General features: G+C 65.1%; 11 protein-coding genes. 9 read left to right on the top strand and 2 right to left on the bottom strand.

The genetic code is table 11. The features are described 5' to 3' along the window. The first annotated feature begins 227 nt into the window (after positions 1–227). From ACFZCE_RS10605 to ACFZCE_RS10575, 7 genes are all read left to right on the top strand, one after another. The gene (locus ACFZCE_RS10605; protein ID WP_390938718.1) at positions 228–8,888 is read left to right on the top strand and encodes a hypothetical protein; all 8,661 of its coding nucleotides are present in this window, start codon (positions 228–230) and stop codon (positions 8,886–8,888) included. Then, the gene (locus ACFZCE_RS10600; protein WP_390938716.1) at positions 8,881–11,172 is read left to right on the top strand and encodes a hypothetical protein; all 2,292 of its coding nucleotides are present in this window, start codon (positions 8,881–8,883) and stop codon (positions 11,170–11,172) included. The genes ACFZCE_RS10605 and ACFZCE_RS10600 overlap by 8 nt, the downstream gene beginning before the upstream one ends. A 31-nt stretch (positions 11,173–11,203) precedes the next feature. Further along, positions 11,204–13,249: a hypothetical protein gene (locus ACFZCE_RS10595; RefSeq protein WP_390938715.1), complete on the top strand. Its 2,046-nt coding sequence runs from the start codon at positions 11,204–11,206 to the stop codon at positions 13,247–13,249. A 196-nt stretch (positions 13,250–13,445) separates the two neighbouring features. Then, on the top strand, positions 13,446–15,611 hold the full coding sequence (locus ACFZCE_RS10590) for an autotransporter outer membrane beta-barrel domain-containing protein (protein ID WP_390938713.1): 2,166 nt from the start codon (positions 13,446–13,448) through the stop codon (positions 15,609–15,611). Between the two features lie 24 nt (positions 15,612–15,635). After that, complete coding sequence (locus ACFZCE_RS10585; RefSeq protein WP_390938711.1) at positions 15,636–17,147, top strand: hypothetical protein; 1,512 nt, start codon at positions 15,636–15,638, stop codon at positions 17,145–17,147. Positions 17,148–17,195: 48 nt separating this feature from the next. Then, complete coding sequence (locus ACFZCE_RS10580; RefSeq protein ID WP_390938709.1) at positions 17,196–17,510, top strand: hypothetical protein; 315 nt, start codon at positions 17,196–17,198, stop codon at positions 17,508–17,510. Positions 17,511–17,591: 81 nt separating this feature from the next. After that, entirely contained in the window at positions 17,592–17,855 is a 264-nt protein-coding gene (locus tag ACFZCE_RS10575; RefSeq protein WP_390938707.1) for a hypothetical protein, read from the top strand. Here the strand turns inward: ACFZCE_RS10575 and ACFZCE_RS10570 are convergent, their stop codons facing one another. Then, positions 17,856–18,338, bottom strand: a complete 483-nt coding sequence (locus ACFZCE_RS10570; protein ID WP_390938705.1) for an N-acetylmuramoyl-L-alanine amidase — start codon at positions 18,336–18,338, stop codon at positions 17,856–17,858. 86 nt (positions 18,339–18,424) lie between these two features. Beyond that, the gene (locus ACFZCE_RS10565; RefSeq protein WP_390938703.1) at positions 18,425–19,162 is read right to left on the bottom strand and encodes a substrate-binding periplasmic protein; all 738 of its coding nucleotides are present in this window, start codon (positions 19,160–19,162) and stop codon (positions 18,425–18,427) included. A 118-nt stretch (positions 19,163–19,280) separates the two neighbouring features. Here ACFZCE_RS10565 and dnaX point away from each other — a divergent pair, with 118 nt between their 5' ends. Further along, positions 19,281–21,341: a DNA polymerase III subunit gamma/tau gene (gene dnaX / locus ACFZCE_RS10560; RefSeq protein ID WP_390938701.1), complete on the top strand. Its 2,061-nt coding sequence runs from the start codon at positions 19,281–19,283 to the stop codon at positions 21,339–21,341. 34 nt (positions 21,342–21,375) lie between these two features. Continuing rightward, on the top strand, positions 21,376–21,702 hold the full coding sequence (locus ACFZCE_RS10555) for a YbaB/EbfC family nucleoid-associated protein (RefSeq protein ID WP_390938699.1): 327 nt from the start codon (positions 21,376–21,378) through the stop codon (positions 21,700–21,702). Positions 21,703–21,841: the final 139 nt, after the last annotated feature.

The following is a 21,841-nucleotide window of genomic DNA, read 5'->3' as shown; positions in this document are numbered from 1 at the left end:
AGAGCGTAAACGCCCGGGCACGAGTTACCCGGCCGCCAAGAGGCTTTCACTCAAACAAAGTGCGAACGGGCTGTAAACCTAGCAACTTTGCCAGGGCGAGCAGTTACCGATGAGTTCGCGCTGAAAATAACCGTTCCTCCCGCGTTGACCTAGTAAATCTACTAGTTACCTGCCGCGCTGGGCTCTTGCACAGTGGCCCCATTGCCCGACCACAAGGAGCGCCGGCGATGGCACTGGATTATCCCACGATCGAAGGGTTGGATCTCACCGTGATGGCGCTGGATTACGATCGCTATAGTCGGGATCCGGACAAACCTGACAGCGGGGTGATCAAGGTCTGGGTCAACTTCGCTGGTTTGGCCAATACCAAAGTCGTTACCTTGATCTGGCGGGTGGGCCAGGATGATCCCAGTTCCGGGGATTACATCCGCGCTCTTCCGGTCGACCCGGAGGAAATCATCGACAAGAAGGGGCTGCTGATCCCCGTACCCGCAGAGACGGCGCTGGCCGCGCTGGATCGTTGGATCTGGTTGCACTACGAGGCCGATGGTGAGCCCAGCCTGCGCCGGCGGTTTCGCTTGGGTTGCCCGCCGCCGGTGGTGATGCCGAGCCAGGCAAATGGCCTGACTCTTGACCTCGACTTGATCACCGGGCCCACCCTGCGCTGGGCCATGGCCGCCTACGCGGCCATGCAACCGGGGGATACGGTGGCCTTGCAGGTGGTGCTGGGCCCGGGTACCAGCTCAGAGTACGCGTTGCCGGAGGAGCCCTACCAGGTGACCGCGGCCAACCTGGGCCAGGCCGTGCAGTGGGAGACCGATACCAGTGTGCTGACCGGGATTAGTACCCTGGCGGCCTATGCCACCATCACCCATGCGAGCGGCCTGCCGGATACAAAAACCAAGCTGGCGGCGCAGCACTATCAGGTGATTGCCGAGCAGCCCAGCCAAGCCGGCTGGCTGGCCGATGCCGAGTTGCCCGACGTACCCGGCGATACCCTGGACCCTGGCGACTACCCGAACGGGTTGCGCGTGCGCCTGCCCCTGCCTGCCGGGCTGGAGGACGGTGACACTTGGCTGCTGCACTGGCGTGGCAAGGACCAGGCCGCTTCGCGCACCCTGCACGGCCGCGTGGATGCCAGCGTATTGCATACCGGCGAGGTGTGGGTGCGCATCGAAACGGCAGTGCTCAGTGCTGGTTTGGGCGGCGATGCCTCGCTGGCCTGGCAATGGGCCCGCCCCGGCGCGGCCGCTCACAGCCAGGCTAAGGTACTGCACCTGCGCAACGCCGCCCCGCTGCAGGCGCCGTCGGTCAAGGAAGCCAGCGACAGCGCCGAGGTACCCGCGGCCAGCGCGATCAGAGGGGTGAGCGTGTTGATCCCCGCGCTGCCGGGGGTGCCCTCGAAATTGACGGTGCATTACCAGGGGCACCCCGAGGGCGGCGAGTACAGCACCGATGTTCCGGCCAGCGAGGGTGTTTTCACTATACCCGCGCAATACCTGGTCCCGGGTATAGGCGGCCTGTACCCGGTGCACTACAGCGTTGTTCTCGATGGCCAGGCGCGGACCTCGCCGGCCTACCACTTCAAGGTCTTGCCATTGCCGCTCGGCAGCCTGCAGGCGATCCGTTGCAATGAAGTACCTGGCGGCTCTGCCATGTCCATCAGTGCCCTGCGCAGCCAGCACAACGGCAAGGCGACCTTTCAGCAACCGCCGTGGCCGTTCTACTTCGCTGGGCAGCCGGTCAGCATCGTCGCCAGCGGCCTCCCGGCCAGCGGCACGAGCCCGTTGGCCCACACGATCTTCGACGCTGCCGCGCCGAGCAACCCCTCGGCGGTCACCGGGGAGCTGCCGGTGAGCTTTCTCGAGACCTTGAAGCGCCCGCAACAACTGGACGTGAACGTGATCGTGCAACTGGGCGGCGATGCCCCGGCGCTGACCCAAAGAACCTCATTTCAACTGGTGGATGAACTGCCACAGGAGCCTGCTATGAACCTGGATGCCCTGGAAAAAGCACTTGCGGGGAAAACCTGGACCTTCGGCTGGGACGCGCTGCTGGCGGTCAGCCAGGCGCAGTTGCAGGATGCGTTGGTCCATGCAGTGACCCAACGCCTCGACGGCTTCGCCCGGCCGTTCAACGGCGAGCTGGAAATCAACCGCACAGGCGCGGCGAAGATCCACGCCAGCGGCCTGTGTTTTGGCCTGCCGGAGTTGTCGTTCGCCGGCAGCCACTTGGGCCGCGCCGCGGTCAGGGTGCGCATCCCGCTGGTGGCGGGCAACCTGGTCAGCGTGTTGGTAGGCGGCAGCCAGGCTGGCCTGTTGTCGATCGACGCGGTATCGCCGGCGCAAGGCCTTTGGGTGCAATGGACCACCGACTTGCGCCTGCTGCAGCAGCCATTCGGCTGGCAGTTGGTACTGGATTTGGGCAGCGACGCCCGTGACCCGCTGTGCAACCTCTCGGCCATCGATTTGGAGCAGATCCACCTGGGCGAACAGCTGTTGGCTTACCTGCGTGATGAAGCCGGCACGGCCGCGGTACCGGCGCTGCCGACCACGGTGTTCCCGCTGCTCACCCTAGCGCACGGCACCACTGAGCAATGGGATGTGCACAGCGCGCAGGTGTTGACTTACCAGAACACTGGCGAGCAGGGCGATGGCGGCGCGGCCCTGGTGATGTTGGCCTTCAGTGACCAGGGCAGCGGCGGCCTGCCGGACCCGGCCAGCGGCCTGCCCTACCTGATCCCCGATGGCCAGGACAGCTACCACGCCACGCTGCTGCTGCGCCAGGGGCTGGGGCGTTGGCTCTACGGCGGGCGCCTGCCCGGCGTGCTCACGGGCCTGCGCGCCGGCAGCTTGGCCTACCAGGCTGGGCAACAGCGTACGCCGTTCGACCTGTTGTTCGCCGGTAGCCTGCAGCCCGATGGAAGCCTGCGCCTGGAGCCGGCGCAAAGCACCTTGGTCGCTGGTGGCACGCGTGACTTTGCTGCGCGTGCCGGTTTGGCCAACGCCACCGCGCGCTGGCAAGCCGGCGCCCAGGTGTTCGGCAGCGCCGCGGGCACTGTGAACCAGGCGGGCTTCTATACCGCCGCCAATACCTCGGCGTTGGCCGCAGAAACCGGCGTGAGCTCGGTACGGGTCAACCAGAGCCAGGGCACGCGTGAACAGACCGCCCTGGCCTGGGTGTACACCCAAGCCAGCCCTATCCTGCAGCCTGGCCGGGTATTTGTGCAGCACCTGGGGGGGCAAGCAGCCGGGCTGAGCCTGCGCGCGGTCGCCCCTGGGCAGAGCGTGCAATGGCAAACGCCAGCACTGGGGCGCTTGAGTGAGCAGAGCAGCGCCGGCACCGCGCGCTACCAGCCACCGGCCAGCCTGAATGACTACGTGGCGGTCGATTACGTCAGCGCCAACATCGCCGGCGCCCCGGGCAGCGCCAGTGAGGCGGCGATCATCCTGCTGGGGGCGCCGCCGGGTTTTACCCTGCCGCGGAACTACGCCCTGAACGTCGCCGCCGGCGGGCCGCCGATACGCTTCGGCTTGAACGGCGCGCGGCGCAGCGACGGCCAGCCGATGGTAATGGCGCAGCTGCACGAAGATGACCTCACGGCGCGGGTGGTCAACCCGGAGGGCGGCAGTGTCGTGGTCGAGGGCGATGCCATCGTTTACACCCCGCCGGCCACGGTCAAGCACAGCGCCGATGTGATCCATCTGGGGGTGAAAGTATTCGGCACCTTACTGAACGGCCATATCGTGGTGCACACTCGCCCGGCGGCCAAGACCATCCCCACTCATTGGGAAACGCTCTCCCAGTTCACAGTCATCGCCGTGGGGGCGGCTATCCCGAGCCAGGGCGCGGCGTATGGCAATGGCTACCAGCAGATCCAGGTACAGGTCGAGATCGTGACCTCTGCCGTCATTGAGGGGGGCATCAGCTATTACAACCCCATCAGCCAAGAGGAACTCGACACCCTCGAGCTGGTTGACCAATCGAATAATCAGGCGATTTTGAAACTCGCCCCGGGGGCCGAGGGCATCGAGGTTCCCGGTGTTTCGCTGGCCTACACGCCGGATCGCAATTCCTATGTATTGGCTGGTACCGCTACCCAGGAGAGTGGCCGTCCATTGGCCGATGATGATGGTAACGAGCAAAGCACCCGTAGGGTGACGCTGTACGTGAATGTGGTGGGCAATAAAAAATGGGATTTGTTTGCGCGCTTCACCTCTAGTAACAGCCAATCCTTCGAGTCACGGGTCATTACGGCCGCTAAAGGGATCGTCACCGTCACCGCGCAGTGGCAGCCCGAGCCGAACTTCTACCTCGGCTATAAAACGTCCCTCCCCGTCGTCGACTGGAAGGGCCAGGTGGTGAAGGACACCTCCAGCGGTAGCCTGCAACTGGACTATGGCATGTCCGATGCCAGTAGCACGTACTATGAACTGGAGGCTTACACCGGTAGCCAAACCCCATTGAACCTGCGTTTTGTCAAGGCCACTGGCAGCCTGAACATGGCCCGGTGGGAAAGTGACTACCTCGGCGAGGGCGGTTTCAGCTACACCAGTTTCGCCGAGCCCAACGGCGAAGGCGGCTATGCCTTGGCACTGGGCGAACCACTGCTCGAGCTCAATGCCCTGCTGCGCCCGGATCACGTTGAACCACAACCGGCGCCGGCCCGCGGGCCGCTGCAGGGGCCGGTGCCGCTATGGTCCGCGCTGCCGCCAAGCGTCACGCCCAGCGCCGGCAAAGTGTTGTTTACCCTTGAGCAAATGCGCGACATGCCTTGGCAATGGCCGGGCGATACCGATGCCGATCTCGTTGAGAAGCTCAAGGCCCTCAGGGAAAAGCTTTCGCTGGAGGGCCCAGTGTTCAGCGTGCGCGATGAGTACGGCACGCTGTATCACGGCAGCGTGGGCCTGCCCGGCGACAGCGGCGGTAGCACTGCCAACCGCGACTCTCTGATATGGCAAAAAAAGGCCAGCGCCACCGCGCAGGCGGCACCCGCCGCAGCGCTGCACTCCAATGCGTTCAACTTCCTGAGCTACGTGCAGGGCGGCGTTGACCCGCGCACCGGCCAGTACACCCTGGCGCTGGAGTTGCCCGGTGTGGCCGCCAACGACCTGGCCGGGCCGCTGTTGCCACTGAGCTTGAGCTTCAGCCCGCTGGCGCCACTGGACACTGGCTTCGGCATCGGCTGGTCGCTGAACCTCAGCCATGTCGACAGCGCCAGCGGCGGCCTGGGCACCGTGCGCGTGAACAATGGCGAAAGCTACCGCATCACCGGCACGGTCAGCGGCAGCGATGAGCTGGTGATGGCCGAACAAAAGCTGCCGAGCTTCCGCTTGTTTCGCCTGGGCACCGGCCAGTACCGGCTGGTACACCGCGACGGCCAGGTGGAATACCTCGGCAACCCCGGCTTCGGTAGCCTGGCCGTGCCACGGCGTATCGAAACCCCCCGCGGGCATGGCGCCGACTTGACCTATGCTCCGTTCAATGGCAACCCCCGGCTGCAGCGAGTCGTGGACGACAGCGGCCGGGTGCTGTTGCAACTCGACCACGGCACCAGCCAAACGGTGCTGCGCCTGGAGGTGAGCGGCGAGGCTGAGGCGGCGCGCTTCGTGTTCAACTTTCTTGCACGCAAGCTCACTGAGCTGGTGCTGCCCACCGAGCCTGCCGCCAGTTGGCGCATTCAGTACAACGAGGGGGACTACCTGTGCGTGAGCCAACTCGACACCCCCACCGGTGGCCGCGAAACCGTGACCTACCACAGCCTCGGTCACGGCGTGCCGGCCAACGCCAAGCCGCGCCTGCCCAGGGTGCAGCGGCACATCACTTACCCCACGCTGGCGGGCACCACGCCACGCGAGGTGACCTATGCCTGGTCCGACAACAACTTCCTCGGCTACAACGGCCTGACCGCCTGGACCGAAAGCGAAGACAACCTCTATGTACTGTACCGCACCCAAAGCAGCTATGAGTACAGCAGCACCGCCACCCATGCCGGCAGCGGCGTGACCCGTACGGTCAAACGCACCTACAACGCCTTGCACCTGTTGACCGAAGAGCTGACCACCCAGAACGAGCACGCGCGCCGGGCCACCACCACCTACCACGGCGAGTTTGGCAAGCCGATCAGCCAGTTGCCCGCGCAATTCCAGTTGCCCGCCAGCCAAACCACCACCTGGGCGATCGGCAACCAGCGGCAGGCCAGCGAGACCACCGCCACCGCCTATGACGGCGAAGGCAACCTGCTCCAGGAAACCGCTGCCACTGGCGTGGTGACCACCTACACCTATTACCCCGGCAAACAGGCCAGCCCAGGATGCCCGGCAGACCCTTGGGGCTTTACCCGCTACGAACACACCCGCAGCGTGGCCCCGGCCAGCCAGGCTGAACCCGGCGCGCCGGTGCGGGTGACCACCACCACCTACAGCTTGCAGCCCGCCCTGGCCGCCAGCGAGGGCAAGGGCGAAGTGCTGCCGGCGAGCGAGACCCTCGCCGAGCAGGGGCAAGCCGAGGCGCTGCGTGAAACTGCCTACAGCTACTACGCCGACACGGGGAACGCCCTGACCCTTGGCCGCTTGCAAAAAACCGAGGTGAGCTACGGCCAGCTCACCACCTCCCTGGGTTTGACTTACGAGAAAACCAACGGCAGCTGGGGGACCGGCACCGTGCTGAAAACCACCGAAACCACCACGGGCCATGACGGTACCGAAAAGGTGCGCTTGAGCGAGCAGTCGATCCTCAATGGCTTGATGCTGCTGGAGCGTGATCAGCAGAGCGAAGAAGACGTCGACATCCGCCGTGCCTATGACCGCTTGCAGCGGGTGATCAGCGAAACCATCGCCCCCGACACCCCCCAGGAAGCCACCAAGCGCTATGCCTATGGCATGGTCGCCAGCGCCGGCCAGCGCGCCAGCCAAACGGTTACCGATGTAAAAGGCGTGCGCGAGGTCACCTGGGTCGATGGCCTCGGCCAGCCGCTGCAGGTAGACCGCTACGAGCCGGGCAGTGAAGTGCCGCAAACCGTGTACCAGGCCAGCTACGATGGCCTTGGCCAACTGCAGAGCGCCAGCGAGTTCGACGATTGCCTGGCAAACGGCGAAATGCTTGAACTGCAAGAAACCTACACCTACAACGACTGGGGCGACCGCGCCACGACCGTCAGCGCCGACGGCGTGACCCACCACGACAGCACCGTGCGTGCCACGCTCGAGGGCCAGCCGGAGGTCACCCAGGTGCAGGTGCAGCGGCAAACCGGTGGCGCACTGGCCAGCGGTGTGCAGGTGACCTGGCTCGATGCCTTCGATAACCCGTTGCGGGTGGCGCGTTATGAGAGCCTGGCCGCCTATGAGAACCCCCAAAGCTTGCCCTACAGCATTCACCGTTACGGTTACGACGGCCTCGGCCGCAAGGTGCTGGAGGTGGAGAAAACCGGCACCACCGAGTACACCACCCGCTTTACCTACGACGGTTTTGACCGCAGCTTGACCACCACCCTGCAGGACGGCGCGGTGGTCACCCGCGAGTATGCCGCCCACAGCGACCAGGACTGGCCGACCTCGATCAGCGTGAAGGTCGGCAGCAAGGTCAACCTGCTCGGCACCCAGGCCTTCGACGGCCTGGGGCGGATGACCGAGGCGGTGACCGGCGGGCGCAAGCGCACGTTCACCTATCTTCCTGGGCAAACCCGCCCCGACAGCGTAACCACCCCGCGCGGCGCGGAGCTGAAGTACGAATATCAGCCGCGCCTGGGCGACCAGCCGATCCGCCGAGTGGTCGACCTGGGCCAGGCGGTACAGGCCGAAACCCTCACCGAGGCGTACGACTACGACCCGCTCGACGCGCGCCTGATCGCCTGCCGGCGCGGCGAGCAAACGCTGCTGCAGCGTACTTACCACAGCAACGGCCGGCTCAAGACCGAAACCCGCCTGCACGGTACTGAGCAAAAGGCCATGAGCTACGCCTACAGCGTGGGCGAGCGCTTGCTCAGCTACACCGATGTGGTCGGCCAGGCGCAAACCTACCGCTATGACAGCGTTGGCCGCCTGGGCGGCACAACGCTGGGTATGCTGGCCTGCACCCTGAGTTACGACGCTTTGGGCAGGGTGCATAGCGTGGCGACCCATGACCGCGCCGAAGGCAGCAACCTCACCACCGAGCTCGCTTACGACGCCTATGGCCGCGAGATCTCGCGGGTGTTCCGCTACGACAGTGGTACCGACCAGCTCACCCAGGCCTATGACGAGATGGACCGCATCGTGCGCAAAACCCTGCGCGCTGGCGAGGGCGAGCAGGCGCCGCTGCTGCGCGAAGAAACCTTCGCCTATGACCGCCGCGGGCACCTGCAGGCCTACACCTGCCAGGGCGATGAATGCCCGCTGGACCCTTACGGGCATCAGATGACCGGGCAGAACTTCATCGTCGACGGGTTGGATAACCACACCCGGGTGGTCACCTCCTGGAACGGCGGGCAGAACATCGCGCAGTACGCCTACAGCGAGCAGGACCCCGCGCAACTGGTGAAGATCACCAACAGCAACAGCGGCGATGGCTACCCCGCCCAGGTGGAGCTGAATTACGACGACGACGGCAACCTGCTCAACGACGAATCAGGCCGTGCTTTTAACTACGACGCACTCGGCCGGCTGGTGGCAGTCAGTGCCTTGCCTGGCGAAACCCCCAGCTACTACCACTACGACCCACTCGACGTGATCAGCGCCCGCGCCGAAGCCGCCAATACCACGCCGCGGGAAGGCCGCTTCTACCGCGACGGCCAACTGCACACCCTGCTCGACGCCGGCCAAGCCACCACCATCGTCCGCGCCGGTGAGCACCTGATCGCCGAAGCCGGCAATGACGCACGCCAGCCCGAGGAGGGCAGCCATCATGAGTGAACTCTACGAAAGCATTGCAAACCTAGAGACCTGGTTCGGCGAGAAACCGCGCACTTTGGGCTGGGACGCCATCATGGCAGTGGACCAGGCCAAGGCCAACCAGCTGTTGCTTCAGGAATATATCGAACGTTTCAACAGCAGCAGTTACCTGCCGGCGATCACCGAAGAGACCAAACTGACCGGCGCGGTCCAGCAATTTCTCGATTACCGCTTCGACCACCCACGGGTGTCGTTCGAAAACGCCAGCCTCGAAAACGGCCAAGTCACGATGACCCTGCGCGCCGTGGGCGGAACTTACCTGGAGTGGAAGGGCGAGTCGGTTGCGCTGGGGAGCTTGAGTACGATCTACCAGATCAACCCGCTGACCGGGCATACCTATACCGCCACGATAGAACTGAAAGACAACACACTCACCCAGAGCCGCCATGAAGTGGTACTGGACCTCAAGGACGGCCAGCGGCCCACCCTGGACGCCACTGCGAGCCCGGTGGAGCAAAGCCTGGATGGCAATGCGATCTTGCTGAAGTTCAAGGCCATGGCGGATGCCCAGACCCGCTTTCCCTTGGGATACGCCAGCTACGGCGCTTCGGACCTGATTCAGCCGGAGACGCTGCGCATCCGTAGCCAGGCCGCGCCGGGGGCCAAGCTGGCCAACGCCAGCAACGCTGGCGACGGTGCCATCCTGATGTTCGTGGCGATGAAGGGTAACCCCGCGGGCAGTTTGCCGGTGGAGGGGGGAGACTGGAAGTACCTGCTTCAGCCGGGGTCGCACGATGCGATGTTGGTGCTGGGGCATGAGTTCATCATGCGCAGCATTGCCGGGGCGGGCGCGCAGGCGATGGGGAACATAAGGGGGGCGGAGGGGGGGCAAGCCGCCTTCTCGCCGGTATTGACAGCCAACGGCGCTTTCAAACAGTTGGAGTTGAATGATGAGGCCTGGTGGCAGAGCGGCAACGAGCAAGACGAGTCCGACGGTTATACGGTGAGCTGGAACATATTGGCGTTTCCTTTCAATGTCAAAGAACTTGACGAGGGTCGCTGGCTGCTTGGGGAGTTGACCGTCAAAGTTATCGACAAGCATCTGGAGCTTAGTTGGCAAGGTCAGCACTTCCGCTTTGATACGAACATTCGCAAGGACAACAGCCTGGAATTTGCCAGGGGCACAGGTTCGTTCAGTTATTCAACGCCGTTCAATATGTCTTTGCAGGGCGGAAAGCTGGAGTTCGCCACCCCTTTTTCGACTGACCAAAACATCACCTTTGAGAAACCACTCGACAATGAGCGCACGCAAGCCTTCATGGGCGCGTTAGAGCATCGTGTTAAAAATGTGCTCCTGCCGCTCGTCACACAAGCTTTTTTAGGCGCCTTCAAAAACTTCAATACCGCCCACCTCGGCAACCTGCTGTTCCGCAGCCAAAACCCATTGGCCCTTAAGGGCGCGAGCGTCCCTGGCGACATGCTCCTGTGGGGCGACGTGGCCCCCGCGTTGACTACCCTGGCGCTGAGCCCACTCGAGCCGGTGTTGAGCGCCGGCGCCTCGCAAACCTTCACCTGGGGCGGTGGCACCGCCCCCACCTTCAGCCTGGAATGGGCCGATGGCGCGGGCAGCAACACAGGCAGCATCACCACCGCCGGCAAATACACCGCGCCCAGCTCGCTGGAAGGCGGGCGGCGTTTCGCGCGGGTGCGGGTGGTGGCCAAGCTCGGTAATGCCACCAGCTATGCCCTGGTGACCATCGGCCTCGACGGTGTTTCGGTCAACCCGGTGGTGCGGCTTCTGCCCCCGGGGGGCACCACAGCGAACTTGAGCGGTGCGGCCCTGGCCGGAGGTGACCTGCAATGGCACGCCAAGTCGGGCACGGTGAGCGCCGGCACGGGCGGCAAAGCCGACTACACCGCGCCGGCGGCCTACGACGGTAACGTGATGGTGGATGAAGTCACCGCCACTGCGGGTGGGGCCAGCGCAACCGCTTACCAGATCAGCGTAAAGCTCAGCAGTGTCGGGCTGCAAATCGACCATGAGAAGAGCGACTTTTCCAATGGCCAGGTGAGCCTCAAGGTACCGGGCACACTGGCCGCGGGGCTTAAAAGCACTTCGTGGTCAGTGGTTGCCGGTGAAGGCACGATCAGCGCATTTACTGAGTCCAGCGCCACTTATCAAGCGCCTTCCGGTACCCCGCAAAAACCTTTCGCGCTGGTTGAGGTTTCTGCCCAGGCATTGGGCACCACGCTCTATGGCTACGCCCTGATCCCCCTGCCCGTGACCCTCCTGGCACTGGCCTGACCTGACCGCCACCCTGCCCCGAGGACTGCCCATGACCCACAACACCGCCCCACGGCTATCCGCCCACGCCACCCAACTCAACGCTCACCTGCGCCTAAGCGTGGTAATGGCCGAACCCTCTGAAACCACCGTAGACCCGCAGGCCTATGCCGATACCAGCGACCCCGGCGACTACCGCCTCAAGCGCAGTGCTTGGGTCAATGGCCTGCCAATCCAGGTGCAGCCACCGGTCAATTGGGATGACGGAGGCACTCTGGTGATCCAGCGCTCGCGGGAGGGCGGTGATTGGGAGACTGTTCACGAGGATAAGAACTACGGCCTGGGTGACCCCGCCCTGCCGTATGAATGGACCGTACCCGCCAGCGAATTGGTGCCTGATGGCAGCTATCGATTCCAGGCGGTGGTTGACACCTGGGGAACGCCGGTCACAGGCAAAGCGCTCACGGTCGTCGCCGACAAGCTGGCGCCCTACGCCGGCAACAACGACAAGAACCCGCTGCCACCGCTGCCAGCCGAAGCCGTAGTCACCCTGGAATACCTTGGCGCGAACAACGATGAACTGAAGGTGGCCGTGCCGAGCTATGCCGATTGGGCCAGCAAGGACCAGGTATACCTGTTCCTGGAAAGCGAAATGCCCGAGCAGCCGGGTACGGTGCCGCTGCACCAGGCCGCCACTGTCGCGGGGGATACGGAAGTGGCCATCTCCCGTGCCGCGCTGGAAGCCAAAGGCGAGGGCGAGTACTACCTGACCTACGCCCTGCGCGATGTGTCTGGCAACCTCTCGGCGCTGGCCCTGCCGGCCCGGGTTTCACTGGTGCTCAGCGCGTTGCCCCCGGCCAGCTTGCCGGCGCCCGAGCTGGTCAGTGGGCGCGCCTATATCGACCTTGAAGACGTACGCAACGGCGTAGACCTGCGGGTCAAGGCCTATGCCAACCAGCAACGCGATGATGGTTTGCCGGTGCAGTGGGGGCAGCAGCCGGTCGGCGGTTTCCTGGCCAACCCGGCGGGTGCCGATTCGTTGGTTTCGGTGGCCAGCGCCACCGTGATCGCCTCGTTCGGCGCCGCCACCGCGCCGGTCGATGTGCCGGTCAGCTACAGAGTCACCCGCCTGGGCTGGCGCTCGAGCGAGTCGGCGGGGCTGACGGTGACGGTCGACCTGCGCAGCACCGGGCCGACCAACCCGAACTTCCCCGACCCGGTCAACCCCAACCTGGCGCGGCTGGCGTTTGAAAGCGCCAGCGGCGCCACCGATGAAATCCCCGAAGCCGACTATGGCAAGGACGGTAAATTCAGCTTCGAGGTGTTCGAAGGCGCCGAGGCGGACGATGTGATCGACTTCTACTGGCAAGACCAGAAGATCGCCACTTACACAGTACTGGCCGCCGATAAACCTCAGGATGAACGTGCAGTCGACCTCGCCTGGGCAGACCTGGAAAGCATCCTCGGCCAGCAACAGGCCATCGCTTATTACCGCTTGTATAAGCCTGAGTACCCTGTGGGCAACTTCCAACAGTCAGCCGATACCCCGGTGGACACTTCACAGTTGCCGCTGCTGGCCGAGCCGGTGAGTTTCCCCAACGCCTACGACCCCGGCAACGGCACCACCCGTGTGCATTGTGGCGCCCTGCAGGATCGCAACGCGCTGGGCACGCCGAGCATACCGGCGGATGAAAACGACGCGGTGATGGTGGTGCGCATCCCCGACCTGTCGCAACCACCGCTGAGCATCAAGGCGGGCGACACCCTGAGCCTGACGTGGCAAAGCTACAAAGGGCCCACCAGCTCAGACCCGATCCCCGAAAACCAAGGCGGCAGGTTCGAGCTGGTTGACCACCCCCTCACCGCGGCTGAAGTCCAGGGCTTTGACGTGCTAGTCCCCTACGTACCGCACGGCAAGGTCACTTACCACTGGGACGGCAGCTGCGCTTCGCCGCCGACCGCGCGGCTTGAGGTGGGGTTCAGCGTCACCCGCGCCGACGGCAAGGTGGTCCAGGGCCCGGTAGCGAGCAATGTGCAGTTGACCTTGCTCAGGGCCGATGGCGATTGCTGGGGGCAAGACAGTTGTACGTTGCGTTAACGGGAGGGTTAAGCGTGGCTTTCGGTCAGTTTAGGAGTTGTCTGAGTTACTTGATGTGAGCCGATGGGTACTTTGCAGGGCATTCCGTATCACATCATTTCCAAAGGGAAACATCATGACAACTCGCACTGCGTCATTGCTGGCTCGCTCGGTTCACTTAGCTTTGTTCGGTTCATTATGGATGTTAAGCGATAGTGTGCTGGCACGCGATGTCACCAGTGACCTGACCATCAATAGCAATACCGCGCCTGATGATTACGTGATTTTTTCCGGGGCGACCTTGACCGGTAACGGCGCCCGGCTGAATTCGGTACAGGCGAGGGGGGGCGGCGCCCTGGTCCTGCAAGGGGGCACGGTGACCAACAGCAGCCATGCCATCGACTTGAGGGGCGCCAGCGCGGACCTCGACGGGGTTCATGTGAGCTCCAGCGGCGGCCGGGGGTTGGCGATGCTGGAAGACCCCTCCACCGGCACGATGGCCACGGCCACCGTCAGAGGCGGTAGCACCGTGGAGGGTACCGTGGGCGTGTATCTGGGCGTGGGTTCAACGCTGACGCTGATCGACAGCACGGTCACCGGTAACAGCGTGAGCGGGCTAGAAAGCTACAACGCCACGCTCGACGCGCGCGGCTCGGCGATTACTGGCGCATTGTACGGGATCCGCGTCAACGATGGCTTTGTCGGTACCGAGCTGAGCATCTTGAGCCTGAGCGACACCGACGTGACCGGCCTCGGCGGTGCGGCGATCGCCGTCGGCACTGCCGCGCGCAAGGGCACGGCGCAGATTCTGATCAGCAACGGCAGCACCCTGCAGGGCGAAGGCGGGCGCCTGATCGACGTCGCCCAAGACAGCCAGGCAGACGTGACCGTGCTCGGCTCGGCGCTGGAAGGCAGCCTGCTCGCCGGCGACAACGCCACCTTGAACCTCACACTCGGCCAGGGCGCCAGCCTCACCGGGAACATCCTCGGCCAGGCCACTGGCACCGCCGCGTTGAGCATGACCGACGGCGCGCTGTTCACCGGCCGCCTGGAAAACGTCGCCAACGTCAGCCTGGCCAATGGCGCCGCCTGGCAACTGGTGGAGAACACCACCCAGGAAAACCTCGCCCTGAGCGGTGGTGTGGTGCGCCTGGGCGACGACAACGCCTTTCGCAGCCTGACCGTGGGCAACCTCTCCGGCAACGGTGAGTTCGACCTGCGCACCAACTTCGCCACCGGCCAGACCGACTTTATCGACGTCACCGGCAGCTCCGCCGGCAGCCATGTGCTCAACGTTGCCAGCAGCGGCCAGGACGCCGCCCAGGCGCGGATCCAAGTGGTTCACACCGCCGACGGCAACGCCAGCTTCTCGCTGAAGAACGGCCTGGTCGACCTCGGCGCGTGGTCTTACCAACTGGTGGGCGAGAACGGTAACAGCGACTGGTACCTTGATGGCACGCAAAAGATCATCAGCCCGGGTGCCGCCTCCGCGTTGGCGCTGTTCAATACCGCGCCCAGCGTGTGGTACGGCGAGATGACCACCTTGCGCAGCCGCATGGGCGAGATCCGCCGTGATGCCAGCCAGGCCGGTGGTTGGCTGCGCGCCTACGGCAACAAAATGAACGTGGCGACCGCCGAAGGCATCGGCTACCGCCAGCAGCAGCAGGGCCTCTCGTTTGGCGCCGACACCCCGGTGGCGCTGGGCGACGGCCAATGGCGCCTCGGCCTGATGGGCGGCTACAGCCAGTCGGCCCTCGACCTGCAGCGCGGTACCACTGGCGAGGTGAAAAGCCTCTACGCCGGCGCTTATGCCACCTGGCTCGACGCCCCCAGCGGGTACTACATCGACGCCGTGGCCAAGGTGAACCAGTTCCGCAATGAGGCCAAGGTGGCCTTGAGCGACGGCAGCCGCACCCAGGGCGACTACGACAATTACGGCGTGGGCGCCTCGCTGGAAGTGGGCCGGCACATTGCCCTGGCCGAGGGCTGGTTCGTCGAACCCTATGCCCAGGCCTCCAGCCTGGTGGTGCAGGGCCGCCAGTTCAACCTCGACAATGGCCTGCAGGCCAGCGGCGACAGCGCCCGCTCGCTGCTGGGCAAGGCTGGCGCCACGCTTGGCCGGCGCATCGAGCTGGGCGAAGGCCGCAGCGTGCAACCCTATGTGCGCGCCGCGCTGGCCCACGAGTTCGCCAAGCGCAACGAGGTGGCGGTCAACGGCAACCGTTTCAACAATGATTTGGCTGGCTCGCGTGGCGAGCTGGGTGCCGGCGTTGCGGTGAACCTGGCCGAGCGCCTGCAACTGCATGCTGATTTCGATTACGCCAAGGGCGAGCGCATCGAGCAGCCCTGGGGCGTCAATGCCGGGGTGCGATACCTCTGGTAAAACCGCTGATCAAGGAGCATCACCATGGCACGCCCAACCCCCCGTGAGCTGGTCCACCCACAGGTGGAGGGCATTCTGCCCGACGCCGGCGACGGCAAGCTTAACCTGCTGCCCATGGCGCTGGTGATCGCCGGGGTGGAGGTGGTCGTGCCGCCGTGGGCGAACATGCCCAAGCCGGGGGAGGGCAAGCAGCGCGTGGGCCTGTTCGTCAACGGCCAAGAGCTTTACTTCAGTGACATCGAAGAAGGCGATGCCCAGGCGGTACGGTTCTATCTGATGCCGTACGACCTGCCCGACGGCCCGCATACGCTGCATTACGAGATATTTATCGAACTTACCGGCATGACCGACCGCAGCGACTCCCTGGTGATCACGGTCGACACCCAGGCACCCCAGCCCGTCTCAGGCTCCGCTGGCCAGTTGCAGTTCCCGCCCGAGGTGGTCAGCGGTGGGGTAACCGACCAGTGGCTGCAGGACCACGGCGAAACCCTGAACGCCAGCTTCCCGGCCTACAGCGGGGCGCTGGCCACCGATGTGATCACCTGGTATTGGCAGTTCGACGGCGAAGCGGAGCAGCAGGCGGGGCGCGCCACACTGGGCGAGCTGCAACCTGAACGCACGCTCAGCTTCCCAGGCGCGCCGCTGCGCGAGCGTGGCCAAGGCCACTTCAGTGCTTTTTACCAACTGGCCGACCGCGCCGGTAACACCTCGAATGTGAGTTGGGCGGCCAGCGTGGCGTTCGACACCCGGCCCATCCCGCGGGTGTTGCCGCCGGCGCAGGTTGAGCAAGCCAGTGGTACGGGCGCGGCGCAAACCCTCAAGGCCACCCAGGGCGTGCGCGGGGTGAGCGTGCAGGTGCCGGCGGCGGCGGTGATCAACCCGGGTGAGCGGGTGGTCTTGCATTGGGGGCAAGCGGGCGAGGCTGGCTACCGGCGCATCGACCCGGCGGTTGCCCCGGGCACCAATGAGCTGCCCGCCGAGGCTGCGGCGGCGTACCTGGAGGGCCAACTGCAGGTGCGCTATGAAGTGACCGACGCCAAGGGCGTGGTGCATGGCTCCGATGCCTTGGTGCTGGCGGTGCAGGCTGACTTTACCCTGGCCGCGCTGGACTGCCTGGAGCTGCGCGGCAGGGACGCGTTGGTGCTCAGTGAGTTGCCCAGCCAGGGCGCCACCCTCTATTTACACCAGTGGGCGATGATGCACGTGGGGCAGTTCATCCGTGTGTCGGTGACCGGGCTCGATGCCAGCAGTGGGAAAAGCCGTGAAGTTGAGGTAGTGGCGCGGGCGGTAATTGCCAGTGAGGTGGGGCAAACCCTGACCGTGCTGCTGCCAGTGACCTCGCTGTCGGGCTTCAAGCCGAATGTACAGGCCGACATCCAAGCCTGGGTGAGCTTCGACCGCGGCAGTAGCTGGCCGAAAGCCTACACTCGGCTGACGCCACGGCTGGTGCCCTCAGGCGGCCCTTTAGTAAAAAGATGGCTAAATAAATTCCGCACTTTTGCGCGCAGGTTGGGTCACTGCTTCTGGCTCAATTAAGGACGTTCGGTCATGGTTTTTCAGTGTGTTTGGCAATGGGCTGGGGCCTTGGCCCTGGTAGGTGTGTGCGCAAGCGCCCAGGCAGGGGCCCTGCCGGAAGCGGGTGATCTCGACGAAGGCATCGCTGCCCGCTGCCTGTGGGGCAAAAGCATCGCCGGGCTGGCCCAGGAGAAACTCCTGAAGGGGGTTAGCCGTAAAGACTTCATGGTCTCGCTCGACCAGCTTCATTATTCCCGCGGCTGGCAGCCACGCATGAGCCAGGCGATTGCCGACAGCGTGTACCGGAGCAGCGCGACCACCAGCGTAAGCAGCGTGAAGGAGCAGTACCTCAACGACTGCCACCAGTATTACCTGGCCAAATAACGCTGCACATTTACAAGCTTCGGCGGCTGCTTCATATTTCACGGTTTGATGAAGTATGAATTTGTTACGGAGTACCCGCACGTGGAACAGTCGCTCAGCCAGCCTTTGGATACGGTCTATATCGTGCGTATCGATGGCACCCGCTTCGGCCCTTTTGAAACACAGCTGGAGCCAAACAAGGCGCTGATCTGGGAAGTGACCCTCAATGCCGGTGCCGGCGACACCCTTGAACACCACAAGGGCGCTGGGGTGGTGGACCTGTACGCGATCACCAATACCCACTTTCAGCCGCAGATGAGTGGCGTGCAGGCGCACTACACGGTGCGCCTGCGCAAGGCCGGCTGATCACCCCAGCGGGTTGGCCGCCAGCCATTCGCCGACGTCGAAGCACGGGCAGGCCTTGAGGTATTCGTTTGGGCTGATCACCCCATCGCCGTTGCCGTCCGGTGACAGGTCGCGGTGGCCAACGATGCGCGCGGCCGGGTAGCGGCCGTGCAACTCGCCGAGCACCCGCCGCAGGCTGGCCATTTGCGCTTCGGTGTAGTTGCAGGCCGGTTGCCCGGCAGCGTCCAGCCCGCCGACCAGGCACACGCCGATCGAGGTGGCGTTGTGCCCGGCCACATGGGCGCCGATGCTGCCCTCCGGGCGGCCGGCCTCAAGGGTGCCGTCGCGGCGGATCACATAGTGGTAGCCAACCGCGGCCCAGCCACGCTTGAGGTGCCAGGCGGTGATGTCCTGGCAGCCGATGTCGGAGTCGGGGCCGGTGGCCGAGCAGTGTACTACCAGTAGCGTGGTGCGCCGGCGCGGGATGAGTGGGGATGGGGCCATGGGGGTTGCCTCCTGGGCAAGGGATGGCCGCCCATCTGAGCTGCGCAGGGTGGGTGTGGGCAGTTGGAAGCCTGCTCCCGGGGCGCTCAAGGCCCCGGCTGGTAGCGCTGGAAAATTCGCTCCAGCTCCCCCGACTGGCGCATGCGCACGAACGCCCGCAGCAAACTCTGCACCGGCAGGCGCGGGTCGTTACGTACATAGCAGCCCAGCACCTGGTCGTCGAGCAAACGCAGTTTGCTCAGCCGCTGTTCGGGCGGCTGCAGGCTGTTGAACCAGTCGAGGGTCAGCTCGTTGCTGACCGCGTAGCGGTAGCGGCCTACCAGCAGTTTGAGCAGCACCTGGTCCTGGTTGCGGGCATCGTCGCGCACCAGCGCCTGGGTGTCGAAGGCGCCCTGCAGCGCCGGGTACTGGTAGCCCAGCACGGTGCCGACGTGTGCGGCCGGGGCCTGCCCGCTGGGCGGTTCGCTGGGGTTACCCGGCAGGCCCACGAGAAAATCCCGCTGGCGCACCAGCGGCAGGCTCCAGATGAAGTCCCCCGACAGGTTCGGGCTGAACGACTGGCCGGTGTAGCAGCGCACGTCGACCTCGCCCTGGTCCATCGCCGCCTGGGTGCGCAGGCGCGCCATCACCCGGAACTCGGCGCGGCTGCCGGCCTGCTCGGCGGCGCTTTTCATGATGTCGTAAAGGATGCCCTCGGTGGGCACGCCCTGCTCGATGCGCACCAGCGGCATGCTCCAGCTTTCGGCCACGGCAAAACGCAGCGGCGCTTGCTCGGCCAATGCCTGGCCGGCCAACAGGGCCAGCGTGCCGAAGAGTACCCGCATGCATCGACCTCCAACCATGGCGATACGCCACCCAGGCCTGATCATAACCAATGGCGAGTGCTTTTGAACCCTCGCTGCGATAGCATGTGCCGTCTTTGTGAAGGGTGTGATCGGTTCAATGAGTTATCAGGTACTTGCACGTAAATGGCGCCCTCGGTCCTTCCGTGAAATGGTCGGGCAGGCGCACGTGCTCAAGGCGCTGATCAACGCTCTGGACAACCAGCGCCTGCACCATGCGTACCTGTTTACCGGCACCCGCGGGGTGGGTAAAACCACCATCGCGCGGATCATCGCCAAGTGCCTGAACTGCGAAACCGGCATCACCTCCGAGCCGTGCGGGGTGTGCTCGGCCTGCCAGGAAATCAACGAAGGCCGCTTCGTCGACTTGATCGAAATCGACGCCGCCAGCCGCACCAAGGTCGAAGACACCCGCGAACTGCTCGACAACGTGCAGTACGCGCCCACCCGCGGGCGCTTCAAGGTGTACCTGATCGACGAAGTGCACATGCTTTCGACCAGTTCCTTCAACGCTTTGTTGAAAACGTTGGAAGAACCCCCGCCCTACGTCAAGTTCATCCTCGCCACCACCGACCCGCAAAAGCTGCCGGCCACGGTGCTGTCGCGCTGCCTGCAGTTCTCATTGAAGAACATGAGCCCGGAGCGGGTGGTCGAACACCTGCAGCACGTGCTCACCGCCGAGAGCGTGCCGTTCGAGCCCGACGCCCTGTGGCTGCTGGGCCGCGCCGCCGACGGCTCGATGCGCGACGCGATGAGCCTGACCGACCAGGCCATCGCCTTCGGTGAGGGCAAGGTGCTCGCCGCCGATGTGCGCGCCATGCTCGGCACGCTCGACCACGGCCAGGTGTTCGGGGTGATGAACGCGCTGCTCGAGGGCGACGCCCGTGCGCTGTTGCAGGCGGTGGCCGAGCTGGCCGAGCAGGGCCCGGACTGGGCCGGGGTACTGGCCGAAATGCTCAACGTGCTGCACCGGGTGGCCATTGCCCAGGCGCTGCCCGAGGCGGTCGACAACGGCCACGGCGACCGCGACCGGGTGCTCGCCCTGGCCCAGGCGCTGCCGGCCGAAGACGTACAGTTTTATTACCAGATGGGCCTGCACGGGCGCCGCGACCTGCCCTTGGCCCCGGAGCCGCGTGGCGGTTTCGAGATGGCCCTGCTGCGCATGCTGGCGTTCCGCCCGGCCGCCGACAGCGAGGCGCCCCCCCGCGAATTAAAGCCGTTGGGGGCCAGCCCGGCCACGGCTAGCCCCCAAGCACCGGTGGCCAAGCCGGTGGCGGCCGTGCCCGCGCCGCTGCCAGCCCCAACCCCCGCGCCAGCGCCAGCGCCGCAGGCGGCCGCCGAACCCGCGGTGCCCGAGCATGAACTGCCCTGGAACGACGCAGCGGCCCCGGCCCCGGTGAACGTGCCGCTGCTCGACACCCAGGCCGAAGCCCCTGAGCTGCCGCCCATGCCCACCCCGGTGCCGGCCAGCGCCGTGCCGCCGGCGCCCCAGGATGAGCCCGAGCCGCTGCCGGCCGGCGAGCCGGAAGCCGAGCCGGAAGTGGAAGAGGGCAGTGACGAAGACATCGAGTACCGCCCCGCCGGCATGTTGCGCGACGACGCCCCGCCGCTGGACGACGACTATTTCGAGACCGGCTACAGCCCCGAGCCCGACGCCTCCCAGTACGGCTACCTCGAGGAACTGGCCAGCCACGCCGCCGAGCAGCCCGCCGCGGCCCCGGTCGAGGCCGACCTGCCGCCGGCACTGCCGGCCACTGGCCTGGGCCTGCAGTGGCTCGAGCTGTTCCCCCAGCTCAACGTGTCGGGCCTGACCGGCAGCATCGCCGCCAACTGCACGCTGGTCAGCGCCGAGGGCGACCACTGGCACCTGCACCTCGACCCCGCCCAGGGCGCGCTGTTCAACGCCACCCAGCAGCGCCGGCTGACCGAAGCGCTCAGCCAGCACCTGGGCCGCCCGCTCACCCTCACCATCGAGTTGCTGCGCCCCGAGCAGGAAACCCCCGCCCGCGCCGCCGCCCGCCAGCGCCACGAGCGCCAGCGCGATGCCGAGCGGGCCATCCAGAGCGACCCGCTGATCTTGCAATTAATCGAAACATTCGGTGCCAGCGTTCGCGCTGATACCATTGAACCTGTCGACGCTACGCCTAGCCAAAGCCAGTGATCGACCCACACCACGCACACTTAAGGTGATCCCCATGATGAAAGGTGGCATGGCCGGCCTGATGAAGCAGGCCCAGCAAATGCAGGAAAAAATGGCCAAGATGCAGGAAGAACTGGCCAACGCCGAAGTGACCGGCGAGGCGGGCGCGGGCCTGGTCAGCGTGGTCATGACCGGCCGCCATGAAATCAAGCGCGTCAACCTCGACGCCAGCCTGATGCAGGAAGACAAAGACGTGCTCGAAGACCTCATCGCCGCCGCGGTCAATGCCGCCGTGCGTAAGATCGAGCAGAACAGCCAGGACAAGATGAGTGGCATGACCGCCGGCATGCAACTGCCGCCTGGTTTCAAGATGCCGTTCTGACGGCCGCCCGGCGCCGCTACCGGCCAGTGGCGGCGCCATGGCACTTTGTCGCAGCACTCGCATCAAAGGGCCAGTATCGGTATAGAATTAGCCATCGCTCTTCTGTAGCCACACCCCGCTGGCGCGGGCGGATAATCAC

This window comes from Pseudomonas sp. NPDC007930 (assembly GCF_042958985.1).
In the GTDB taxonomy this organism is placed as follows: Bacteria; Pseudomonadota; Gammaproteobacteria; order Pseudomonadales; family Pseudomonadaceae; genus Aquipseudomonas.
Note: the sequence above shows the minus strand (reverse complement) of the source record. Positions and strands in the feature narration are given on the sequence as shown.

Excerpts from the sequence above, each read along its gene's own strand:
- ACFZCE_RS10605 (WP_390938718.1), top strand. The coding sequence starts at position 228 with ATGGCACTGGATTATCCCACGATCGAAGGGTTGGATCTCACCGTGATG.
- ACFZCE_RS10600 (WP_390938716.1), top strand. The coding sequence starts at position 8,881 with ATGAGTGAACTCTACGAAAGCATTGCAAACCTAGAGACCTGGTTCGGC.
- ACFZCE_RS10595 (WP_390938715.1), top strand. The coding sequence starts at position 11,204 with ATGACCCACAACACCGCCCCACGGCTATCCGCCCACGCCACCCAACTC.
- ACFZCE_RS10585 (WP_390938711.1), top strand. The coding sequence starts at position 15,636 with ATGGCACGCCCAACCCCCCGTGAGCTGGTCCACCCACAGGTGGAGGGC.
- ACFZCE_RS10570 (WP_390938705.1), bottom strand. The coding sequence starts at position 18,338 with ATGGCCCCATCCCCACTCATCCCGCGCCGGCGCACCACGCTACTGGTA.
- ACFZCE_RS10565 (WP_390938703.1), bottom strand. The coding sequence starts at position 19,162 with ATGCGGGTACTCTTCGGCACGCTGGCCCTGTTGGCCGGCCAGGCATTG.
- dnaX (WP_390938701.1), top strand. The coding sequence starts at position 19,281 with ATGAGTTATCAGGTACTTGCACGTAAATGGCGCCCTCGGTCCTTCCGT.
- ACFZCE_RS10555 (WP_390938699.1), top strand. The coding sequence starts at position 21,376 with ATGATGAAAGGTGGCATGGCCGGCCTGATGAAGCAGGCCCAGCAAATG.